This window comes from Arthrobacter sp. SAFR-044, from assembly GCF_051965175.1.
GTDB lineage: Bacteria > Actinomycetota > Actinomycetes > Actinomycetales > Micrococcaceae > Arthrobacter.
The window spans coordinates 84,556-105,987 of the sequence record NZ_JBQCMK010000001.1; the positions used below are offsets into that span (position 1 = coordinate 84,556).

Annotated in this window: 14 protein-coding genes and 2 pseudogenes; 4 read left to right on the forward strand and 12 right to left on the reverse strand. The window is 61.6% G+C overall.

Translation table 11 applies throughout. The features are described from left to right. Window positions 1-307: 307 nt before the first annotated feature. The 6 genes from ACTHQS_RS00375 to ACTHQS_RS00400 all read right to left on the reverse strand — a co-directional run bounded on the left by ACTHQS_RS00375 (window position 308) and on the right by ACTHQS_RS00400 (window position 11,935). On the reverse strand, window positions 308-3,607 hold the full coding sequence (locus ACTHQS_RS00375) for a UvrD-helicase domain-containing protein (RefSeq protein WP_440165062.1): 3,300 nt from the start codon (window positions 3,605-3,607) through the stop codon (window positions 308-310). Continuing rightward, entirely contained in the window at window positions 3,604-6,435 is a 2,832-nt protein-coding gene (locus ACTHQS_RS00380; protein ID WP_440165064.1) for a PD-(D/E)XK nuclease family protein, read from the reverse strand. Before ACTHQS_RS00380 ends, ACTHQS_RS00375 begins: the two co-directional genes overlap by 4 nt. Continuing rightward, the gene (locus ACTHQS_RS00385) at window positions 6,432-8,945 is read right to left on the reverse strand and encodes a sigma-70 family RNA polymerase sigma factor (protein ID WP_440165066.1); all 2,514 of its coding nucleotides are present in this window, start codon (window positions 8,943-8,945) and stop codon (window positions 6,432-6,434) included. The genes ACTHQS_RS00380 and ACTHQS_RS00385 overlap by 4 nt, the downstream gene beginning before the upstream one ends. A gap of 78 nt (window positions 8,946-9,023) precedes the next feature. Next, window positions 9,024-10,712, reverse strand: a complete 1,689-nt coding sequence (locus ACTHQS_RS00390) for an NERD domain-containing protein (protein WP_440165068.1) — start codon at window positions 10,710-10,712, stop codon at window positions 9,024-9,026. Next, window positions 10,709-11,272: a hypothetical protein gene (locus ACTHQS_RS00395; protein WP_440165071.1), complete on the reverse strand. Its 564-nt coding sequence runs from the start codon at window positions 11,270-11,272 to the stop codon at window positions 10,709-10,711. The genes ACTHQS_RS00390 and ACTHQS_RS00395 overlap by 4 nt, the downstream gene beginning before the upstream one ends. Window positions 11,273-11,671: 399 nt before the next feature. Beyond that, a complete protein-coding gene (locus ACTHQS_RS00400; RefSeq protein ID WP_440165072.1) occupies window positions 11,672-11,935 on the reverse strand; it encodes a hypothetical protein in 264 nt (87 codons plus the stop codon). 143 nt (window positions 11,936-12,078) lie between these two features. On the opposite strand from ACTHQS_RS00400, the gene ACTHQS_RS00405 reads away from it, so the two are divergent. Continuing rightward, window positions 12,079-13,410, forward strand: a complete 1,332-nt coding sequence (locus ACTHQS_RS00405; protein ID WP_440165074.1) for a hypothetical protein — start codon at window positions 12,079-12,081, stop codon at window positions 13,408-13,410. On the opposite strand, the gene ACTHQS_RS00410 is transcribed toward ACTHQS_RS00405, so the two are convergent. From ACTHQS_RS00410 to ACTHQS_RS00435, 6 genes and pseudogenes are all read right to left on the reverse strand, one after another. Then, the gene (locus ACTHQS_RS00410; RefSeq protein ID WP_440165076.1) at window positions 13,407-15,011 is read right to left on the reverse strand and encodes a TY-Chap domain-containing protein; all 1,605 of its coding nucleotides are present in this window, start codon (window positions 15,009-15,011) and stop codon (window positions 13,407-13,409) included. The genes ACTHQS_RS00405 and ACTHQS_RS00410 overlap by 4 nt on opposite strands. 22 nt (window positions 15,012-15,033) lie before the next feature. Further along, the gene (locus ACTHQS_RS00415; RefSeq protein WP_440165078.1) at window positions 15,034-16,035 is read right to left on the reverse strand and encodes a homing endonuclease associated repeat-containing protein; all 1,002 of its coding nucleotides are present in this window, start codon (window positions 16,033-16,035) and stop codon (window positions 15,034-15,036) included. Window positions 16,036-16,064: 29 nt separating this feature from the next. Next, window positions 16,065-16,751 (reverse strand): hypothetical protein, encoded by a 687-nt coding sequence (locus ACTHQS_RS00420; RefSeq protein WP_440165863.1) that lies wholly within the window; start codon window positions 16,749-16,751, stop codon window positions 16,065-16,067. A gap of 3 nt (window positions 16,752-16,754) precedes the next feature. Further along, window positions 16,755-17,036, reverse strand: a pseudogene (locus ACTHQS_RS00425) (hypothetical protein); the annotation flags it as partial. Window positions 17,037-17,050: 14 nt separating this feature from the next. Continuing rightward, a pseudogene (locus ACTHQS_RS00430) lies at window positions 17,051-17,587 on the reverse strand (ADP-ribosylglycohydrolase family protein); the annotation flags it as partial. Beyond that, entirely contained in the window at window positions 17,584-18,549 is a 966-nt protein-coding gene (locus ACTHQS_RS00435) for an ARPP-1 family domain-containing protein (protein WP_440165080.1), read from the reverse strand. The pseudogene ACTHQS_RS00430 and the gene ACTHQS_RS00435, both read right to left, overlap by 4 nt. A gap of 93 nt (window positions 18,550-18,642) precedes the next feature. Between ACTHQS_RS00435 and ACTHQS_RS00440 the strand changes: the two genes are divergently transcribed. From ACTHQS_RS00440 to ACTHQS_RS00450, 3 genes are all read left to right on the forward strand, one after another. Continuing rightward, complete coding sequence (locus tag ACTHQS_RS00440) at window positions 18,643-19,308, forward strand: NrtR DNA-binding winged helix domain-containing protein (RefSeq protein ID WP_440165082.1); 666 nt, start codon at window positions 18,643-18,645, stop codon at window positions 19,306-19,308. Window positions 19,309-19,387: 79 nt separating this feature from the next. Then, window positions 19,388-20,578, forward strand: a complete 1,191-nt coding sequence (locus tag ACTHQS_RS00445) for a hypothetical protein (protein WP_440165084.1) — start codon at window positions 19,388-19,390, stop codon at window positions 20,576-20,578. A 155-nt stretch (window positions 20,579-20,733) separates the two neighbouring features. Further along, window positions 20,734-21,276 carry a TY-Chap2 family putative peptide chaperone gene (locus ACTHQS_RS00450; RefSeq protein WP_440165086.1) on the forward strand — a complete coding sequence of 181 codons (543 nt, stop codon included), beginning with the start codon at window positions 20,734-20,736 and terminating at the stop codon, window positions 21,274-21,276. Window positions 21,277-21,432 lie beyond the last annotated feature (156 nt).

Below are 21,432 nucleotides of genomic sequence, written 5' to 3' on the forward strand. Positions count from 1 at the left end.
ACTTTTTGTAAGTCGAGGAATGTCTGGCTCCACGGCTAAGTTGCTTGCGTGGCTGAGGAGAGAAAGACAAAGAAGGCAGCTGCGACAAGGCGATGCCCCGTGTGCGGGCACGAATCCTGGCGCGTCATCTACGGCATGGTTATGTCTGACGTTATGGAGCAACACCCGAAGGCGGAGTTTGCCGGTTGCGTGGTGATGGAGGAACAGCGTCTCTACCCGGCGACTGGCCACGTTGAGTGGGGCGTGCCTAAGTGGGCCTGTCAAAGCCCCGGGTGCCGCCACCGTTGGTGGTGACGGCACCCTGAGCCTACGCCCTCTGCTCGGCACCACCATCTCGTGCATGACGGCGAATTTCGGCATCTCCAGTTCGGCAGAAGATCAAGACCAGTTCATTCACTTTTTGCCCGGTAATGCGCTCCACCATGCCCGCATAGGTCGACAGCTGACGCCAGTAAGCCGCCAAGGTCTCCTGGGTGACACTGATGTCAGTCTTGAAGTCGGCGATGACCAGAGTCCCGTCGTCCTCGCGGTACATCAGATCAATGATGCCCTCGAGTGTCATTCCGTTGTTGGGTGTGAGCACGGGAAGCTCAAGCCAGTGCTTTCGGTCAGCGGCGCGCTGTACAGGCGCGCTGCGTAGAGCAGAACGGGCACGTTCAGCCAGACCAGCGGGATCTGCAAGTCCGGCCGTGCTGGCGATCCTTTCAGCGAGAACGTCGAGGTTCTCGTTTTCTTTTAGGTCACTCAGCTCGAGCAGCCTGTGCAGGGCCGTACCGAAGTCCTTGCCGTGTTCACCGCCTGTCGCTGCCGAAGTCGGTAGCGAGCCGTTCTCATCAATGCTCACAAAATGCGGGGTCTTGTCCATCTCAGACGCGGCAAAGCCGTCCGTTCCTTTGGCGATTGCCGTGACGTTGGTGGACGATACGAGGGCCGAGTTCTTCCGCCAGACATCGCACCGCTGCTGCCAAACTTCAAATGACTCGACTGGTTGGACCTTGTGGACTGCTCTTGCATGCAGCGGCATATCCTCTGGGATGTCGAGGTCTGGCGCCGGGGCTGCATCCACTGCACGCCTGAGGATTTCCCCCAAGCTTTTGTCGTCCGAAACATAGTGGGACACAACCAAGTGACTCTCAGCTCGTGTGCAGGCCACATATAGCAGGCGCCGACGTTCTGCCTCTACGAACGCTTTTTCCACTGCATTCGCGTCGCTGTAGCCCGCGGACTGGATTTCGCCTACGAACCGCACGTGGAGTTGAGAGCCTTGGTCCCAGAGCGCGGCCGGCGAATCCATCTTGGGACGGGAACCCGTTCCCGCCAGAATCACCATCGGGAACTCAAGCCCTTTTGAAGCATGGATGGTCATGATCCGGACTGCCTGGACATCGGTTTCCGGCACTATAGCTTCCTTGACCCGTGAGTTTTCCTCCTGCTGCGCTGCCGCCCACACGAGGTAGTCACGCAGCCCGCCATGCGTGACCTCCATCCAAGCCCGGGCTTGATCGATGACAAAGCGTAACCGTCGCCAGACGTCCCGGTAGCGCGGCGCATCAACTGCCGCCTCCAGCATGCGGCGGTCGGCAATTAGCCGCTCCATAATTTCGGCCGGTGTCAGCACCTCTATCTCCCGGCACAAGGCGGCAAGGTATTTGAGGGACTGGGCCACTGAGGTGTCTCGCAGTGCTTCAGGCACCTTTGAAAAGAGGGTCCAATATCCTCCGCCCTGCTTCCACTCGAACAGTTCATCGTCGCCGCATCCGAACATTGCCGAACGCAGTGACAGCACAAGTGCAGCTTCATCCGCTGTATTGGAGATTGCCCGCATCGCCAGCAGCAGGTCGGTAACCTCCTGAGTGGCGTAAACCAAGGAGGATGCCTCGGCCCGATACTCAATGCCGGCGTCGTCCAATGCATCTTCAAGGGCGGCGAGGGCGGTCCGTGTGGGGATCAGGACGCAAATGTCCTTCAACTCAACCGGTGAACATTCAAAGCTGCCGTTGTCGGACCGCTTGCTTTGCTTCTGCCACGCCGGTAGCCCTACCGTGCCCGTCGCGACTCTGATTGCTGCAGCAACGTCCGCAGCTTCCTGCCGGCGCATCGCATCGGCAGAGACCTTTCCCGCTTCATCGGGCTGCGCAACGCCACGACCAATGATTGAGACGGCCGGACCATGTTCGTCGCTCCATTCGGGACGCCGGGGATCAGGCACCAAGGCCTGGTATTCCGGCTGAACCGTGCCGTTGGCCGTGATGAGCTCATCGAACGTGCCGTTGATCCACTCAAGCAGCTTTCCGGTGGAACGGAAGTTCGTCTGGAGTGACGCGATACTGGAATCCGCGTCGTCTGAGAAGCGCTGCTGTGCCGCGAGGTAGGTGGCGATGTCAGCCCTGCGGAAGCGGTAGATGGACTGCTTCGGATCACCGACAGTAAACAGCCGGCCGGGAGGTACGTTGAGATGCTCCCAGCCGTCGGGCCCGCAGACGTCGCTGGCGGCTATCCGCGTGGCCAGTTCAGCCTGAATGGGGTCTGTGTCCTGGAATTCGTCCAGCATGATGCAGCGGTAGCGATCATGCAGGGCAGCGTGGACGCCCTGTTTGTCCTTGCCGATGAGGAGGTCCCGCGCGTGAACGAGAAGGTCGTGATACTCAAGCTCGCCGCTCCGCTGACGTTCGCGAGCCGCTTGAAGAAGGACCTCGGCCATGGCGGCGGTAACGGTCTCAACGGCGGGCTGTACGAAGCTGTTGCGCAGGGCTATCGCCTGCTGGGCCAGATCTTTACAGGAGCTCCGCACCTCGGCGACGTTGGTGGACCAGTTGCCCCTTTGCCCCCCACTAAAGCCGGATTGCGGAACAGCGTGGAGCAGCTCGAGGACGAGGCCCAGTTCTCCGGATTCTGCCTCGGAGAGGCGACCGTGCCAGCTCTTAATGTGTTCGAAGGCGGTCAGCAGTTTGTCCGCAGGGTCAGTGCATTGGTCGACATGTGCGAGGACGTCTGAAGTTTGGCGGAGAAGCGGACCAAGGTCTAAGGCCGGAATATGCCGCCTGCGGGGAGGATGACTTTCCAGGCGGTCCCAGTTGGCATCCAGGTCTGCCGCAACGTTTTGCAGGTGGTCAAGCGTAACGCCGACCCCGAGGAGTATACGGAGTGGGTCGTCCAGGGACGAGTCGGCGAACAGTTTCTGGCGGGCTTCTTCCCACCGCCGCGTGAACGCAATCTGGGACCGCAATTCATCCACCACGGTGAGCAGGGGTGGAACACCCGCCTCGATGGGATGCTCGCTGATGATGCGTGCTGCAAAGGAATGGATGGTGCCGATGGGAGCCGTATCCAGCTGGTCGAGCGCCCGGCGGCGCAGGTCTGTGAGGCTGGCCTCCGTCAGCCGCCGACGTACCCGTTCCCGCAGCTCACCTGCTGCCTTTTCGGTGAAGGTGATGGCTGCCACGCTCTTGAGTTCGACGCAGGCGTCAACCATAGCGCAGATGCGCTCGACGAGCTCATGCGTCTTGCCGCTTCCTGCACCCGCTTCAACGAAGATGTTCGATTCGAGCTCCTGCTCGATCAGCGCTCGGTCGGTCTGGTCTGTGAGTTCCAGGAGTTCCGGGTTCATTTCTCCGCCTTCAGGAGCTGGGCATAGGGCGCTAGTTCGGGGGCGTTTTGAAGCTTCAGCCACTGCTGGCCGAGCTCTTGGGCGCCCATCATGGTGGTGAAGTTGACGTAGCGGTTGGACTCGGGCCGTGGCGGGAAGATCCCGTTCCGGAGGGCAGAAATGATCAGGCCCACGTCCGCGCGCAGTTGGTCCACGACTTCGTCTGTCACGGTGTAGCCGATTTTCTTGAAACCGCCTGCTTTCGAGATGAACCAGTATTCTGCTGCGACATCCGACGAGTTGTCGCGGAGGGTCCGGGCAAACAGGCCATAGACCGGAAGCTGGTAGCGGGTGCCCTCCGCAGTTGGGTGCTTCGCGAGCGGGTCATAATCTTTCGACTTGCCCGTCTTGTAGTCGATCACCCGGACACTGCCATCGGAATGCTGGTCAATCCGGTCCACCTTTCCCCGGAAGCGGACCGTAGTGCCGTCGTCGAGAAGCAGTTCAACGGGCGGGTGGGTGTCCGTGTCCTCGGGCCCGAAGCTCGCCTCTTCGGCGAGATACTTCCAGCCTTCGGCAAACCTGTCCTGGTCGTCCGCCAGCACACGCGTTAGGTCTTGGCGGAGCATGGCTTGGTTGCGTTCCCACACGTGGTTGAGCCATGCCGGATTCGCGGCGTCCTTAAAAGCGGAGTCTGCCAGCTCCATAAGGCGGTCCAACGAAGGCGGAAGGCCGTCTTTCGTGATGCTGCGAACATAATCTTCCAACACTCGGTGAACAAGGATGCCCCGTTGCTGCGGCGAGATCTGCACTTCGAGTGCCACGTCCTCCAAGATGCTGACTTTCAGGACGTGTTTCATGAAGTAGCTGAACGGGCTGGTGACCCATTCCTCAAGCCGGGTGGGGGACAGCGGCTTTTCGGGGTCCACTATGATCCCTGCATATGCATCGAGGTTGCCGTTGAACCTCGAGAAGATGCCATCCCGCCTGTCCCGGGTGGCAGCTAGCGCATGCTGCAGCGCCTCCTCTTCCAATACGGAGGTGCTCTCCTCAGCAGTGAGGATACGACGGAGCCGCCATTCCTGAGCTGTTGGGGGCAACGCATCGGAGGCGGGTGCGCCGTTCTCAATGCCGTGGGCGAAGGACCGCAGCTGGTCCTCGGGTTCAGGCTTGCGGTCGATCCAGCGTGACACTTCGTAACTCCCGGAGCCGCGCAGGTCCCCGCGGGGGCTGGTGATGAACCGTTCGGATCCTGTAGCGAGGGCAGCAAAGAACTGCTTCTTGTTAGCCTCGGCACGCTCTTCAACCGTGGGGAGGCCAATGGCCAGCATGGCACGGGCGCTGTCCGGCAGCAGTGGGTTCTCCCTTGTCCGTGCTGGCGCAAGCCCTTCCGCAACCCCCATAAGGAAGACGACATCAAGGTCCCTGGCGACCGCATCAGCGAAACTGCCCACGACGACACCCGTGCCGCTCTTCCCGGTCCAGCGGCCTTTTGAAGCTAGGCCGTCTTCCAAGACGCTTCGTAGGAGCGCCGGGCGTGGCAAAGGACCAACAAGGTCCAGATGCCGGAGATCCGAGGCGGCTTCGACCAGCGCGTTACGGGCAGCGGTTTTCTCCGGGCGTTCGCCGACGCCCTTGGGGCCCATGAAGTCCTCAAGAAGCGAGATCAGCGACGCGGAGGCGTCATTCCATGAGGCAGCAGCTTGGACCAGGCTTATCCGTGCCGCAAGGGCCTCCCTGAAGGCCTGGAATATCCGGAACTTTTCCAGATAGTCCGCGCGGGCGGAGGTGTCTGCTCCTGCATAATCCTCTTCGGCGGGTGGATTTGCGTAAACCCTTTCACATGCTGCACTGCTGGGCAGCTTCTGCTCATGCCAGGAGAAGGCACCTTCCGCATGGATGTTCAGGATCGCGCGGGTGTCGAGATCCTGCGGGTCCAGCTTCAGTAGTTGAAGGAGACCACGGGCCAGTGGCGAGTCCATAAGCCGGTGGGCTGAGGGACCGACGAAAGTGACTCCCGCCTGGCTAAGGCGTTGGGTGAGTAGCGCAGCGTAGGGCTGGGCGGCCGAGTGGAAGATTCCGATACGGTGGCCCGGTGTACCTGTTGTAAGCCGCTCGACGACGAGGCGCACCACCGCGCGGGCTTCATCGTCGGCATCGGACGCCGTCAGAAGTCTTACACCATTCTCTGCCGAGCCGGCCGCTGCGAGATGCTGCATTCCGGCCGCTTCGAGGCTTGCTCTGAAGATTGCCTCGGCGGGACGGTTTTCGGTACCGAGCATGAAACCGATGATGGTGCCGAGCCGCTGCGTCACGGTCCTTGTCCCGAGCTTGTTGCTGGCAAGGGTAAAAGCCTCATGGTCCGTGTACCACTGCCGGCCCAGTGCCTCCTTTGAAGCGCCATGAAGCCGCAGCACTTCCTGCATGAGCTCTGGGAGTTCCGGGTCGGCGGGAGCCGGAACAGCGTCGAGGAGCTCCGCTGTCTTGGCTATCGCACGGGCGGTCGAGGGCTGGTCGGCGACATCCTTGAAAAGCCCTGGTTCCTCCAGCAGGACCCGGCTCACGGCCCCAAGCCGGAGGACGGGGAGAAGGGGACGTCGTCCGTTCACTGCGTCGTCGTCGGCGATGAGTTCGGTTGCGAGGTCCTTGAGTGTGAACGCCCTGACCCCCACACTCCCAGCGCCCCCGTTGAGGGTCCTGCCCAGGTAACGGGTCACGTCGAGACCAGCGGCATGGGAAGGGACCAGGATGGTCACCGGAGCCAGCGGATCGGCGGCCTGAGCATGGCTGATCCTTGTTTCTAGCTCGGCCAAAGCGAGACTGACCGAAGGGAAAATCGTGCAGGTCATGCAACACCACCACCGTAGTTGTACTCGCGTAGGGACTGGGATCGTTCTGGTTCTCTGAGCAGGGCCATGGTTTTCGACTCGATCTGTCGGATGCGCTCCCGCGTAACGCCATAGACCTTGCCGATGGCATCCAGGGTCTTTTCTTCGCCGTCGTCCAGGCCGAAGCGCATTGCAATGACCCCGGCTTCCCGCTCTGTCAGGGTGTCAAGGACCGCGTGCACTTGGGCCTTGAGCTGTTCCTTGGCGATCTGGTCAAGAACATCAACGTGCCAAGGATCGAGAAGCTGGTCGGCCAGCGGCTCCAGGCCGCCCCTGCCGTCCGGTACCAGGTAATCCAGGGAACGCACAGGCTGGTCCAGCGACAGAAGATGCTCCACTTTTTCAGCCGACTGATCAGTGAGCTTGCCGAGTTCCTCAAGGCTGTATTCGATACCCTTCCGAGCGGCGTCACGCTGAATTGCCTGCACCTTATGGATCTGCTCCACCATGTGGACCGGGAGCCGGATGACCCGGGCCTGGTCGGCCAGCGCCCGGGTGACAGCCTGCCGGATCCACCACGTCGCATACGTGGAGAATTTGAAACCCAGGGTGTAGTCGAACTTGCAGACCGCCCGGTGGAGGCCAATGTTTCCCTCCTGGATCAGGTCCAGCAGGTCCATGCCCTGATACATGTACTTCTTGGAGATGGAAATGACCAGCCGGAGGTTCGCCTCGAGCAGGGCGTTCGCGGCGCGTTCGCCGAGCAAGGCAATGGTCCGGAGTTCCCGGGTTTCGCGGCGCCCCCGTGGAGTGCCAACAGCCAGCAGATGGGCAGCATAGAGGCCAGCCTCGATGTCCCTCGCGAGTTCAACTTCCTGCTCGGCGGTCAGCAGGTCCGCGCGGCCTGCCCGCTGCAGGTAGTCCGAAACCCCGTCGTCGCTGAAACCCTCGAGCCCCTGAAGCTCCTCCAACCAGTCGGAGCCCTCAAGATCAAACAATGTCGGTGCGCTCCCGTAGTCCTCCTCCACAGAAGGCTCAACCACCGGCTCGGGCCCGCTGCCGCCCTCGGGTCCCGCACCGTTTCCGGGCGTGCCCGTTGTCGTCCCGCGACTCTGGGGCACTGAAGCCTCTTCAGATTCGACGTGGCGGAGGAACTCCTGCAACCCTTCCAGATCCGTCCTGATGTCGAAGAACTCAACATTGCGCGCGAACGGCAGCACCTTGCCCAGGAATTCCTCGCCCTGGACGTCCGGGTCCTCCACCGTGCCTTTCGAGTAGAGGACCACCAAGCGCCCCGGCCGTCCGTCGGCCTTCTTGCGGATGACGCGGCCGAGCCGCTGCACCATCTGCCGCTGGCTGCGGTTGGCGGCAACGATGATCCCGAGGTCGGCCTCCGGGACATCGATGCCTTCGTCGAGGAGCCGCGGCGCGGTCAGAACCTGGGATGCGCCGGTACGGAAATCCTCCAAGCCCTGCCGGCGGTCGTCCTTTGCCATGCCGCTGAAAACCGCAGACGCCGTCGCCCCGAGGGACGTATAAAGCTCCTGCGCCCGCCGCGCGGAATCCTGGGTCTGGGTGAAGACCAGCGTCCCGCGGGACCCATCAACCGTTTCCTTCAGTGCTGCCAGAGCCAGGTACTTCGTCTTGGCCTCGGCCAGCAGGTTGAGTCGCGAGGACATTGCGCGCATGTACCTGCGCGCGATTGTCGCTTCCCGGCTGAGGGCGTCCGAAGCCGCCAGCGCGGCCACGGCAGCAATGAACTGCGGGAAGGGCCGGCGGGGAATGCCTGCGTACGTCTCGAGGTTTCGCGCCGCCTCCACCATCACAGCCGAGAACTCGTCATAGTCGGTCTGTTCCGCAGGGGTCAGATCAACGCCAACGAGAGCGATGTCGAACGGGGCGATGACCTGGTCCTTCAGCGCGCGGTCGTACCAGAGGTTGTAGATGACGCCGCCGAAGTAGGGGAGCAGCAGGTTCTCGTGCTCACCGTCCGCCCTTTCGAACGTGGCCGTCAGCCCAAGCCGCCAGGCGTACCCCTCCTGCAGAGCACCGGTAAACATGGGTGCCGCATAACGGTGGCACTCGTCGGCGATGATCAGTCCCGCCTTGTGGGAACGGAGTGTCTGACGGTTGGACGCCGAGTGAACGATGGCCACGAGGATGTCCACGTCGTCGAGGGAATCATTGCGTCCGTCACCGAGGGCACCGCGCCGCGCTGTGGGCAGGTCCCGGCGCAGGGAGACGAGCCATTGGCGCTGAAGTTCGGCCGTCGGCACCAGGATCAGGACTTTGATGCCCTGCCGGACGGCTTCGAAGGCGGCGGCAACGCCCACGCGGGTTTTACCGGAACCTGTAACGGCCTCCACCACGCCACAACGGGCATTGGAGTGCCAGGCCTTCAGGGCTTCCTGCTGCCAGGGATACAGGAAGGCATAGTCATAGGAAGCCGGGACTGCCGCGGTGGCAACCGGAGCTGGCACCTGCGGAAGCGTCGCACTCGGGTAGGACCCGGCGTCGGCTAGTTCTGGCATGTCATCCCCCATTGGACGGTTCTGATCTGGTGCCTGAAGAGTATGGCGAGGCACCGACAATTTAGGTGAGCAGCGCCACTAATCGTCTTCCAGCGCCGGCTGCCACACATGCGCTCGTGATAGTGCGAGCTTCAGTTCACGCCCGCCGGCCTGCTCCAGCAGCCCGGAGTCGCCCACAACCACAAGCAGGCTCCGGGCCCGGGACAACCCGACGTAGAGTTGTTCCCGGGCCCTACTCATGTCCTTGAACCCGTTGACACAAAGGACAACAACGGACCGTTCCAGACCCTTGAAGCCCAGCACGTGGCCGTAGAACTCGCCGTCGTTGGCGTGGAAGTCCCGCCAGTATTCCTCCGTGGCACCGCGCTGGAAGTAGTCTAGGTGGATCGGGTGGCGGTCTTTAGTAGTGAGAAGCGCAATTTGGTTGTTCGCCCAGCCCTCGTCAATCAGCGCATTCAGGCAGTCTTCCGCGACGTCGAGCGCGTCGTCGGTGGGGCAATCCACGAACCGTACGGGCAAGCCGGTGCTGCCGCGCGGCGTGAAATGGTCCCCCGCGAAGGGCTTGAAGGTCTCGGCGATCTTTCGGGTGTTGCGGAGATTGTCGTCAATGTGGATGGGCACCAGCGTGGCCATCGGGCCATGGGTGAGATCCGCCGTCGCGCCTCCCCAGCGCTGGTAGACGTCCTGCCGGTCATCCATAAAGGCGTACACCTCACCGGTGTCGGGGTCGCTGGTGCAGGCGAGCAGCGCGTCCCACCAGAGAGGAGCGAAGTCCTGCGCTTCATCCACGATGACTGCGTCCAGCCGCTCGTGCGGCGCCATCCCGGCTGCCAGCTCCTTCAACAGGCGGGGCATCTCGACGTCGAAGTAGTCCTGCCCCTTGCCGTCGGGAACGCCCAGCCCGCGCACGTACTCGTGGAACTCGCCTGTAAACACCGGCTTCGCCTGCCGCCGCCATGTTTCTACACGGTCCTGAAGGTACTGCCCAAGGCCCTTGTTGTAGCAGAACAGACCCACGCGCTTGCCCTGCTTGCTGAGGATGCGGGCTTTTTCGACGGCGAGCCAAGTCTTTCCGCTGCCGGCTCCGCCGGTGAAGCGGATCCGGGGGAGCGAGCGGGTGGCCTGAAGCAGCACGGACTGGCGCTCGGTGAGATGATCCTGTGCTGCCTCGTCCTCCTGGGATGTGGTGGAAGGTACGACGGCGGTGTCCAGGTTTCCGCCAAGCTTCCGGACGATGCGTTCCAGGAAGGCCGGGGCGAGCGGGGAGGCGCCGCCGCCTTCGTTTTCAATGGCATGGCGGACGAGCTCCGCGGGGGACTTGCTGTCATCTTTGTCGAGGATGAGTGACCGAGGGCATCCAGCCATGGTCCAATTCCGCGGCACATCGGTATAGGGCAGGCTGACCATGTAGGCACAGCGGCTGCTGATGCGCGAACCTAGCTGGATCTCAAGCCAGTCCTTGAGCGCATGAAGTGAGCTCTGCGACTGCGCGACGGGACTCTTGATCTTGCGCTTCTGGTTCCGGTCCGACTGGTACCACTGCCCGTCGGCGATACTGACTTGGCCGCCCTTGACCTCGATCGCCGCCATGCCCACGTTCGGCCAGAGGACCAGCAGGTCAATCTCGTACTCGTTGCGGCCGTCGCGGATCTGGACTGACTGGGCCAGAACGCAGTCGTCGGGGAGGCTGTCCTTCAGTGCCCTCCAGACGGCCTTTTCCGCCAACTGACCGTCACCGAACTCCGGTTCCTCCGGAATGCACCTCACCGCGCCCCAACCTTGGTGTCCTGGAAGGCGGGCAACCCAATCTGGGCGCGGATATCAGCAAGGTCCTGCGTATTCCGGTCGATCTGTTTCATCTGTTTCTTTTCGATGATCGAGGAAAGAATGCGATTCGCGATCGCAAAGCCCACCAGTGCGAAGGATGCCCAACCCGCGGCGATGATAAATTCCGGCATGGTGAGGAACGCGTTCTTCAGGGCAATGACATTGTTTAAGTTGCCCGTCAGGCCGTCCAAGATGTCATTCAAGGTGTCGGTGACGGGCTGGAAGAACGGTCCTGCAGACAGTTCAGGGCTCTGAAGCGTTGCATCTCTCCCTACCGACCAGCGCGCATCCATGAGGTGCGCAAGGATGTAGAAGACCACCGCGAGATTGGCCGCGGCAAAGGCCGCCGTACCTGCAGTGGCGGCAGTGACAAGCCTGGCGGCGATTGTCAGGGGAGTGGACACACGGCTTCCGAGTAGAAACAGGAAGCCGACAATCACGGCAGCGGATAATACGAGATTCCTGAACGTGTCTACGCTGGCTCCGCTGAGCATTTCCATCACGGGGTATTAATCTTTCCACTGCTGCGCATTTGCACGCGCACGGTTCTTGGGCTCCGGCCACCGCAGCGTGGTGTTGCTCCTCGCTGAGTTCAGAAGATGTTTCAGATCATATTTGTATCAGCACGGCCCGTCATTATCTGATTGCATGGTTCGCGTCACCAGAAGTTTCAAAAATAGAGACTGTCCTGGCGGCCTGAGGCAAATCCCGGAACTGCGGGTCGGATGTGGTCTGCAAGGGTTCGGCACCGGAGCGGCTCCCCCGGTGACGCGGAGTCGGTGGATTGAGCGGGTGAAAGTTACGACGGCGATGTCCGATCCTGACGCACGAGCCCGGTGGGCGACTTGGCGTCCGTCTGGTCCAGGCGACACGAAGGGGGCTTTGTTCGACCCATGAGGTCAGGGCGCCCCAAGTAAGCGACGGCGCTTCTCCCGGGCAATGTAGGCCTCCACTTTGTGGAGTTCCACGTCATACAATTCCGTAACCAGCGTGACGCGTCGGCCGCATGCTTTCAAAAGCACCATTCGTGCCTCCTCGGCACCACTCAAATGGAGCGCACGCAGCCCGACCATGACTTGTTTGACTTGCTGTGCATTCAGCCGTTGGTGTTGAAAAACCAGCCTATTGTGCCCCGTATCAAAGACTTCGTAGCCATCTGCCATCTGGTTCCTCCCAAGTATTTCGAGGCATTTTTGTGAGCCCTTGAGGGCACTATGAATACGAGGTCCGACAATTATTGTGGGGCAGTGTCTGTTCCTGGCAATAAACTTTCTTCCAGCCTTCAACCGTGATCGGAGCCTTATACATGAATGACCGCCCCATAATGCTTGGGACTTTGCCTGACGGCGGGCGTCTCCACCTCGGTGATGCGGCTGAACGTTGGCCGGCAGGCGGAGGAATTCTGCTGATCCGCGGTCAAGCTCCAGCGACGACGGGAAGGACATACCTCGACGACATCATCAGCCAGTTTTGCCGTACCAGTGCGACGCACGTTATCGACCTCGTCGGAGGTGACTATGGATGGATGTTGGAAGGCATGAGGACACTTTCCAGATCCATGGGGGAAGCCTGTATGAAGGTCGGCGAGATCTTTGGGGGAATGCATGAGGATCCGCGCGGTACAACTGTCATCGTCAACGGCGCTGAGTTACTCCAGGCTGATGCCCATTCATACTCATCGCTCCTTGCCGAAAAGCTCGACTGGCTAATGTCTCACCCCCCTCAAGGGGGAGCGTCACTGGTGCTGGCTGGTCGCGACTTGGACATCTGCAAGCTTCTTGTCGGTGGTTTAGGCGATGCCTGCCGGATTCAGTTCGGCAGTCGCGACCAGACGGATACCACTCAATACCTGCTCGGCGACCTGAAGGAGGCTGTCTTTCCTGAGGGAACCGCAATTTATGAATGGCCCGTAGGATCCGCCTCAACGTACTTCGCTCCCGTTGTAGGTCTAGGTGAAGGTTCCGTGGGGGATGTGTTTTTGGAGCTGCCTGTCGGCATCGGAGGTGTTAACTTCTCGACAGTTTGGGCGCAAAACCTGGTGGTACAGGGCGGTTCACGTTCCGGAAGGTCGGAATTGATCGCCACGATGGCCATAGCTGCGCAGGAACATGGAGTGCCGACTTGGGTCGCCGCGTCCGCACCGGATTCCGCCTTCAGCGCCAATTGGCGACATCATCGGGAGGCCATGTCCACAGGAGTCGTGCAGGCGCGGGAACTCCTGCGGCTAGTTTGCGATCAAGTTTTCCCACGCCTCGATGCTTGTCGAAGGCTAGGCACTAAAGACGTAAGGGACTTTCGGATTCCTGTGGACTTGGCACGTCCTATCGCTATCTTCATTGACGATCTTGATGCCCTGACAAGAGTCACAGCAGACCAACTTCAAATTGCCGAGTCAGCAGAGGCTGTGCAAGTCCTTATCGATTTCCTTGCCATGACCGCCAACCAAACCAATGTCTCGCTGATTGTTGGTACCTCAAGCGGTGATGAATATGGTACTGCCGGATTTGAGTCCCTAAGGAGTACTGCCGCACGGCTGCAGTTGCCGCGCTCAATTGCCGATGCCGGCTCGGAACAGGCACCACTGTACTTCGCGGCACCAGGGCTTCCTGCCATTCCACTTGAGACGATAAGGGTCTAAGAGACGGCACTTATGGGGACGAGAGGTTCCCCTTGGTGGTCAGCTCGCGTTGCGCAGGGTCTGTACTGTGCCGGCAAGGGCATCGTCCAAAGTGCGCCACCGTCCGGGCCTGGGCCGGAGGGAAACTCACCTGTGCTCCAGCGGAGTCTGTGTGCGTCCCTGCAACCCCGACCGAGTCTGAGCCCAAGCACAAGCTGACGTCCGGCGTCGGTCAACGGCACCCTCGCCTTCCACCAGTTAGGCGCCTCGTCATCCGGCTCTGCCCAGTCATTGTTCTCAAAATAGCGCCTGTTGATGGGCCACTCAGCTGCCGGCAGGTATTGCTCAGACACAATTTCGCACCACACACCGTCGGCGCTCGGCGTGGCCTGCGCATAGGGCCGAGTTGTGATCTCCTCACTGCCGTCATATTCGATGCGCAGAAAGCTGTTCCAAGGCATCTCTGCCAAGAGCTGGCCGATGAGTTCGCCTGCTTGGTGCCATTCCTCGGCCTCGCGGTGGGAGGCCAATTCATTGATAATCAAGCTTTCATCCTCAAATCCGAATGGGAAGCCCCAGTAGAACTCGTGGGTGTCCGGTTCTTCGTCGCCTTCTTGCTCCTGTGGCAGTACAGCTTCGATCGCTTCGTCCCAGCTGCCGTAGTGACCGATCAACTCCATAGCGGAGGGGCGATCCTGACGGATCGACATCTCCGCAAAAACCCAACGGTCGTAAATGTCGATGTCCATCGGGTACTCGAAGTCGATGCACTCCTCCGTGAAGTCGTCCACAGCTTGGAAATAGTCATCTTCGCTGAACCTGTGGTCGGCGGAGAGTAGCCCCAAGCCCAGAGAACTCAGAACGTCCTCCCAATATCCCTGGCCACACCGCCGAATGAGCTGGGGCGCCGGAACCGGCCACGGGTTACTCTTTTCGCGACTGACGTGCCCCAAGTCGCGGCGAGCCTTCTCCGCCGTATCTTCATAAGCTGCACAGGACAAGCTAGTGATCTTTCCCGTCCGAACAGCCATCGCCGTGGCCTCAATTACCGCCAGAACCTCCGCCGTACGGAAGTAGGGGACGGTTGGGTGAAACAAGTCGCGCAGTTCGCCGACAGCCTCGAGCGACATCTTTCCCAAGGCCAAGGCATAGTCCGGTGCGATTCCGTGATGCATCCCCATCACGTAAAGCAGGCTTAGTTTGTCACCAATCTGCCGCGGGGAATTGTCCCGGCCTGGCTTCTCCGTGGGGATGCCTGGGAGATGCAAAAGTTCAGCTGCCACCTGGACATCGATACTTTTTCCGAGAGCGTCGAGAATCACCGGTATTTTGGAGGATTCAATGCCCGAGTCGTCCAACCTTGTAATCAATTCCCGGTTAGCCCACATCGAGTCCATGGTTGCTTGGGTCCTTCGCCGAACTGATCGGTACCGTTCAAGCTCGTCTTTGGATGTGGTGGACCGCTTGACGAGCGCCTGACAGATGTCATCTGCCGTGCCCTCGAAATTCGCCGCCATTACCCGAAAAGGATCACCCCTTCGGTAGGCCTCCAACAATGCTTCTGGCTCAAGCACGTAAGCCGGCGGCATTCTGATCCCCGGCATGAGCGACTGTTCTCTCATTACGTCCCCCTCTTCCAAACGCCTACTCCTGCACCGAACGGACGGCGTCCGACCACGAGCCGTAGATACCGCGTACGGATGCTATTGAGGGTCTTCCACGGCCGTTGGCGCGCTCTGCCCTAGCCCACACGTCGTATCCCGCATTGGTTGCCTTTGTATTCGCCGCCCGCGCTGAAGCGCAGTAGTCCCTAACAGCGTTGTCGTAGTCCTCCCGCGTGAACTTGAGCAGTCCTTTTGGCCGGCCCTGTTTCGTGGTTCCGATACCCAGGGCTTCTAAGGCGTTATTCCAGCTCCCGAAACGCTTCATCAGCGTCTGGCCGGTTGGCGGCCAGGCGTTCGAACCTTTGCGAGAGACCAGTCCGAGGGCGGGAATCAGCTCACCGCGGAGCCGGTGGTAACGCTGTGCGGTAATGCTGGTAGACGGGTTCTGTTCGACGTGCTTCTGCGCCGCTCCGATCACACCGAGGATGGTGGCCACGTCATCTGGTGTCACTTCGGCTGCTTCCAATGCGTCACGAAGCTCGGTCATCAGTGACAGTTCCAAGTAGACGGCAGCCCACTCCCGGTCTGGCGAGAGGCCTAGATCTGAACCGAGTAGGTACCAGATGCCGGCAGCGACCGTTTCTTTCGAGAAGATGTCGTCTGTTTGGCTGTAGTCAAAGACGATATCCGACGACTTGAGTGCGTCTTCGGCAAGTTCCCTGTCGATGCCCGGGTGAAGAGCTTCTAGCCTGTTGATGGCGTCCACACGGGTGCAACCCCGGCGTGCCATCTGCCGTGCGAGTCCTTCATAGCTACTGAGAAACGCGCTGTGACTGTCTTGAACAGCAGCTTCTCGGTCAGCGGCCCTTTTCTTGCGGGATTCCTCTGCGTTCGTTCCGCCCACTTTGGCGATGATCTGCCGGACCCGCTCGCGGGTGATGCCGAAGCTCTGGCCGATGGCGTCCAGCGTCTCGCCGTCGGCGTAGCGCTCAACCATTGCAGCATCGCGCTGCTCCCGGCTGAGTTCAGGGGTTGTTGTCATGGTCATATTCCTATCAGCAGGCTCGGACATTACTCGGCAGCGGCGGTCGTGGCTTCGGTGGTTGCGGAATGGCCAGCAGCCTGTGCATCTTGCAGAAGGCGCATAAACAGCGCATGCGGCCGCGCGCCAGGCAGGACGCGCTGCAGGTCTGCCAACGCGTCCATGGCAGAAATGCCGGCAACGCGGGCCCCGTACAGAGCCGCAACAGTAGGGGTGCGGGACTCCGCCCGGACACAGTGCAGCAGTACGGTCTTGCCCTCCGCCCGGTAGTGCCCGACGGCGACCGCCGCCTCCTCGAGGACAAAGGCGGCATGTGCGTTGTCGTCTTCAACAGCCGAGTCGACCACCCAGAAAGTCGCATGGTCCTCCGGTGCCACACCCGGCACATCCAGCGTGCCCAGCCGGCAGAGCGACACCACCGTGTCGATTCCTAGTTCAGCCACCCGCTCAAGGGCATCGACCCCGCCCAGCCACACGCCGCCGTCGTGCGGGTGCTGGACGAGCGAGTTCGTGCGGTCCCACATGCTGTAGTCGTGCCGTTCCGCCCGCGGCCAGGACAGGTGCCGGCGGCCGTCGCCCCGGCCCAGTTCCATGCCCAGGACCATCAGGTCGCGGGCCCGCAGGCCCGGCCACCCGTGAAGCCGCCGGCGCCACCCGAACGGGACTGCGGTGTAGCCGTAAGCCGCGCCCAGCAGGCCGCCAGCGATGGCGGCCACCGTGTCGGTGTCGCGCCCACCGCGCACTGCCTCCTCCAATGCAGCCCGGAGGTGGACGGGACCAGCAGCGGACAGCCCGGCATAGTGGATGGCGCTCCACGCTCCCTGGAATGCCTCAACCACCCAGCCGTTGCGGGTGAAGTCCCGGGGCCTGGACCTCCTGCCGTCTCGATCCGCTCCAGCCACAAGGAGGCCCTCGCGGCGGGCAGCAGCGGCAGGCCGGCCCGGACATCGAGTACACCGGTGAGGACTGCATGACGGATGGCAACGCACCACAGGCCGCACGCCTCCTCCGCATCAGGATCGGCATGGGTCGGGGCGCTGAGCTCGCCGGCGGCGGCCATCAGTTCGGCAGGCTCCCGGTCCAGGTATGCCAAGGCCAGGGGAGCAGTGCGCATCAGCGACCCGTTGCCGGCGCTGCGGCCGGTCCTGGCATGGAAGTCGGCGGCAGCGAAGTCAGCGGCCTGAACCTCGCGGCCGCAAGCAACAGCCCGACCCCGGGCGCCAGCGATGACGGAGCTGGTCTGTGTACCCACGTCCTTCGCCTCCGCCGCCCAGGCAGTCCACGCCCGCACCACGCCGGTGAGCGCGGCGGGGGAAGAGGCACCGCCGTCGGACGCGGATTCGAGCAGTGCCTCGGCGATCGGGACGGCCATGGACGTGTCGTCGGTCCATTCCGCGGGAGCGAACCCGAACGGGCCGCCACCCTTCATGCTGACGCCGGCGCCGTCCGGGAGCGGGGCGCCGAACTCGTAGCCGGCTCCGAGGGCGTCGCCAGCGGCCATGGCGACGAGGACGCCGGCCGTGCGGTCTTTTTGCAGGGGGTTTAGTTTCATGCCATCTCCATAAGTGAGTGGTGGTTGTTCCAGCCGGCCAGGTGGGCCAGCTGGGGTGAGCGCTGGGGGAGTGCGACGGCGATGCCGGCGGCGGTGACCGTTCCGGCGGAGCGGGTGACGTTGCGGCTCCGGAGGGAGCCGTGGTTCCGTACCTCCACGGCCGCTGCGCCGCCGTCGAACGGGCCGAAGTCCATCGCTTGGACGTGAGCGGCGAAGTCGCGGGCGCGCTGGCCGGGCGTCGGCCCGGCGGCCAGCGCGTGGGGTGGCAGGAGCTCGAGGTCCAGCAGCGCCGACTCGACCAGCTGCCGGTAATGGCGGCGGAAGAGCGTGCTGGTGCCGAAGACCTCCAGGAGCAGCGGCTGCCGGGCCAGGCCGATCACCAGGCCGCGCTGGCCCTCCAGCGGGGCGGGCGCGTCCGCGGGGCTGAACCGGTTCCGTTCCTCCTTGTTGTCCTGAAACCAGTCCATGTGCTGGAGGAGGGAGCTGGTGGCGGAGGCGCCGCGGGCGGCGTCGAACCGGCGAACCCGCTCCCAGATGCGGTCCTGCCGGTCGCCGACCCGTTGCCCGGTGCGGCCGTTGGCCAGCTCAGACCACACGTTCAGCGGCGCGCGCCGGGCCTGCCGCCGATGGCTGGATTGTCCGGCTTCCCAGCGGCCGGCCTCGACGCAGAAGGTGTCGATGTCGCGGGTTTCGCCCGGGCCGAGGACGACGTCGCGGGCGCAGGTCCGGTGCTGCTGGCCGCCTTCGAGCAGCTCCCCTTCCAGCAGCAGTGCCGGGTGCGGGCCGTTGTTGGTGACGGTGAGGCGGGACACTTGGGCACCGGTGGCAAGTTCGGTGACGGCGACGTTTGCGTGGGTGCCGGCGCTGATGCCGAGGCTTCCCGGCGCGGAAGTCCAGACGGGGAAGATGCTGAGCGGACCGAGGCTGGTGCCGGCTCCGACGTGGAGCTGGGGAACTTTCATGAGTACCTCCAGTTGATTTATCGCATTTGTGCGCTAATTGCGTCCAGTATGCACAGATTGCTTCTTTAGCGCAATACTGAGATAAATGGAGTCGTGAAGGATTCCACGAACAGCTCTGGTCCGTCCCTGCTCGACTTTCCGCGGCCGTCGGTGGCAGTGGACACTGCGGTGCTGACAGTTTCCGAGGGAAGTTTGTGCGTGCTGCTGGTGCGCCGTGCGGAGGACCATCAGCACGGGAAGTGGGCCCTGCCGGGGACGTTTCTGCGCGAACGGGAAACGCTGGCGGATGCGGTGCTGCGGTGCCTGCGGGAGAAGGCCAGGATCTCGGGGCGGGTGCCGCGGCAGCTGCAGGTGTTTGATGAGCCTGGCCGTGATGATCGTGGCTGGGTGCTGTCAGTGGCGCACGTCGACGTGGTGCCGCTCGCGGCTTTGGAGGAAGCGTTGAAGTCCGACGGCGTCCGGCTGGCTTCCGTGACCGGGGAACCGGAGCTGATCGCCGGACTGCCATATGGGCATGCGGACATGGTGGTAAAGGCAGTGGAATGGCTGCGGGCTGCTTACGCCGAGGCACCCGATCCTGGGGCGCTGCTTGATGAGCCGTTCACATTGAAGGAGCTGCGGGAGCTGCATGAGGTTGTGGCCGGCGCGCCTTTGATGCGGGACACCTTCCGCCGGTTCATGGAGCCGAAGCTGGCGGGGACTGGGCAAATGTCGGACGGAACGCGGGGGAGGCCCTCGCGGTTGTGGGTGCACAGTTGACGTGGTGGTAAAGGGCAAAACATGGCGTTAAATCTGTAGAACTCCGCCCGTACTGTCGATCATCAAATATGGTCAAGCCATGCCTATCAGAGCTTGGATCCCTGTCGAATCCCTAGATGATGATCTTCTGACTTTGGAGTCTGCTGCGGTGCTGTCGCTGCTGGCAAAATATCGAACTAGCGAACTTTCAACAGCCATCAAGAAGTGGCAGCAGGTGCAGTTGAGCTTTGATGGTAGTGCGCAAGAACGGGCACGGGTTGAGCGCGCCATAACAGTCCTCCGGAGTCTGCTGAAATCAACCGGGCTGGTCCTTCCTTCGCTGTTGAAGAACAACCGGCTGCCCTCGCTTGAGACGGTGACCAATGAGATGTCGTCAATCGTTCGGGGACCCTTAGGAATCGAGAACAGTCCGCAAGCCGCCGTTGCCCTGCTCAACCTGGCGTGTGATGATTCGCTCAAGCAGGCCGGGATTGCGGCGGATCTGCTTGATAGCCAACTGATTAATAGAGCTTGGAGGCACATTCGCCGATTTGTTACTCAGCTCCTACACAGTTCAGCCCATGGTCCTGCACCAAAGTTGAAGGAACCCCTGAGTAACGACTGGATGGCCCACGAGCCGGATCTGCTCGGCGATTACACGCCGTGGTCCTTGGGCATAGGACCAATGTTCCACACGCTCGCTGGCTGGGATTCGACTTGGTTTATGCGCAAAGGGATGATTAAAGACGAGCTTTGGAAGTTGATTAGTTATTGGACACCTTTACCCCATCTTGCGCTTGGGCCTTTGGGCTGGTCCGATCCAGCCCTAGGGGTGGCGCGATGGATTCTGATGGGTATGCCAAACGAGACACGTGAGCTTTCGCTTGTGTCACGTGTATGGGGCACCGACGCACTCATGTACTTTGCACACCCCCAAGCGGATTGGCTGCCGCAGCCGCATACTTCGCTTGGTTTTGCGCTACGTACGTCGGGCCGGAAGGTGAGCCAAATCTACGAAACACTTGGAAACGCCAAGTCATTTTCAGAATGCGGATCACTTCATATGCACGTGCACTTGCAGTGGCAGCTCGGCATCGGCAACGACGGCCCCCCCGCTGGGGATTGGCGCGTATATAGCTCTATGGAAGGGTGCCTGCCTAAGTTTGTCCTTGAGCTGGAAAAATGGCAGGCTGGCATTCGCAACTTTACGCCGCGGGCAACAATCTTTTTCGCGTATCTTCGGCTTGTGAAGCCGAGATCATGGTTGTGGCCGCACCAGTTGGACCGTTAGGCAGCTTTAAGAGATCTCGGGTAACGGGGCTCTGGTATTCAGGGTCACATGAAGCGCATTTATTGGGACACAGTGATGCTGATGTTCCACTCCGACGACTTTCCGCGACTGCAGAGGTCCGCGTCCCCAGTCCGGCTTTCGCGGATAGTTCCCTCATGCGTCACACCAAGGCGGTTGTCTTTTGGTTGGCAAGCGAATTGGCGCGCCGTCACCCTCACTATGTTTTGTATAGCGAGGGGCTGGACGGGCTGACGCTAGTAAGCTCAGCCGGACCAACTATTAACATTTCGCGAAGTGCAATTGTCAGTGTGGGTGGAAGAGAGCTTGTGGGCCCCTCAGAACTTCTTGCCACTGATGACCGACGTGCTCTTATCAAAGAACTGGAAGAAAAAATTGGGCTGCCTGTAAGGAGGCTGGCGGCGCCGACGACTGAGCGCACACTTGTCTATCGAGCTATGGCGCACATTGCGGCCCTTGTAGTTGGTGACAAAGCTACCTGGGATTTTATCGCCACCGATTTACAGACACCCGCTGGTGCTTGGAACTTGATCCGAAACGGCGACTGCGTGGCCCTTCTCACGCCCGACGGAAACGTGCGGATTTCGGATCAACACGTAAACCTGCTTGAGCGCTACCACGCCCACTCGCACCGTATGACACCCATGATCGGGGAGGTTTTCGGAGCTGTCCTTCCATAATGTCTTAGGCCGCGCCCGCATGGCTCGGATATGGACTGGTACCAGGTGACAGCCGAAACAAAACCACGAGGTATAGCCACCCTAAGGGCTGGCGTACGCGCGCAACATGCTCCGTCACCAAGGTGCCCGATCCCAGAAAGCGGCGACTGACACTGG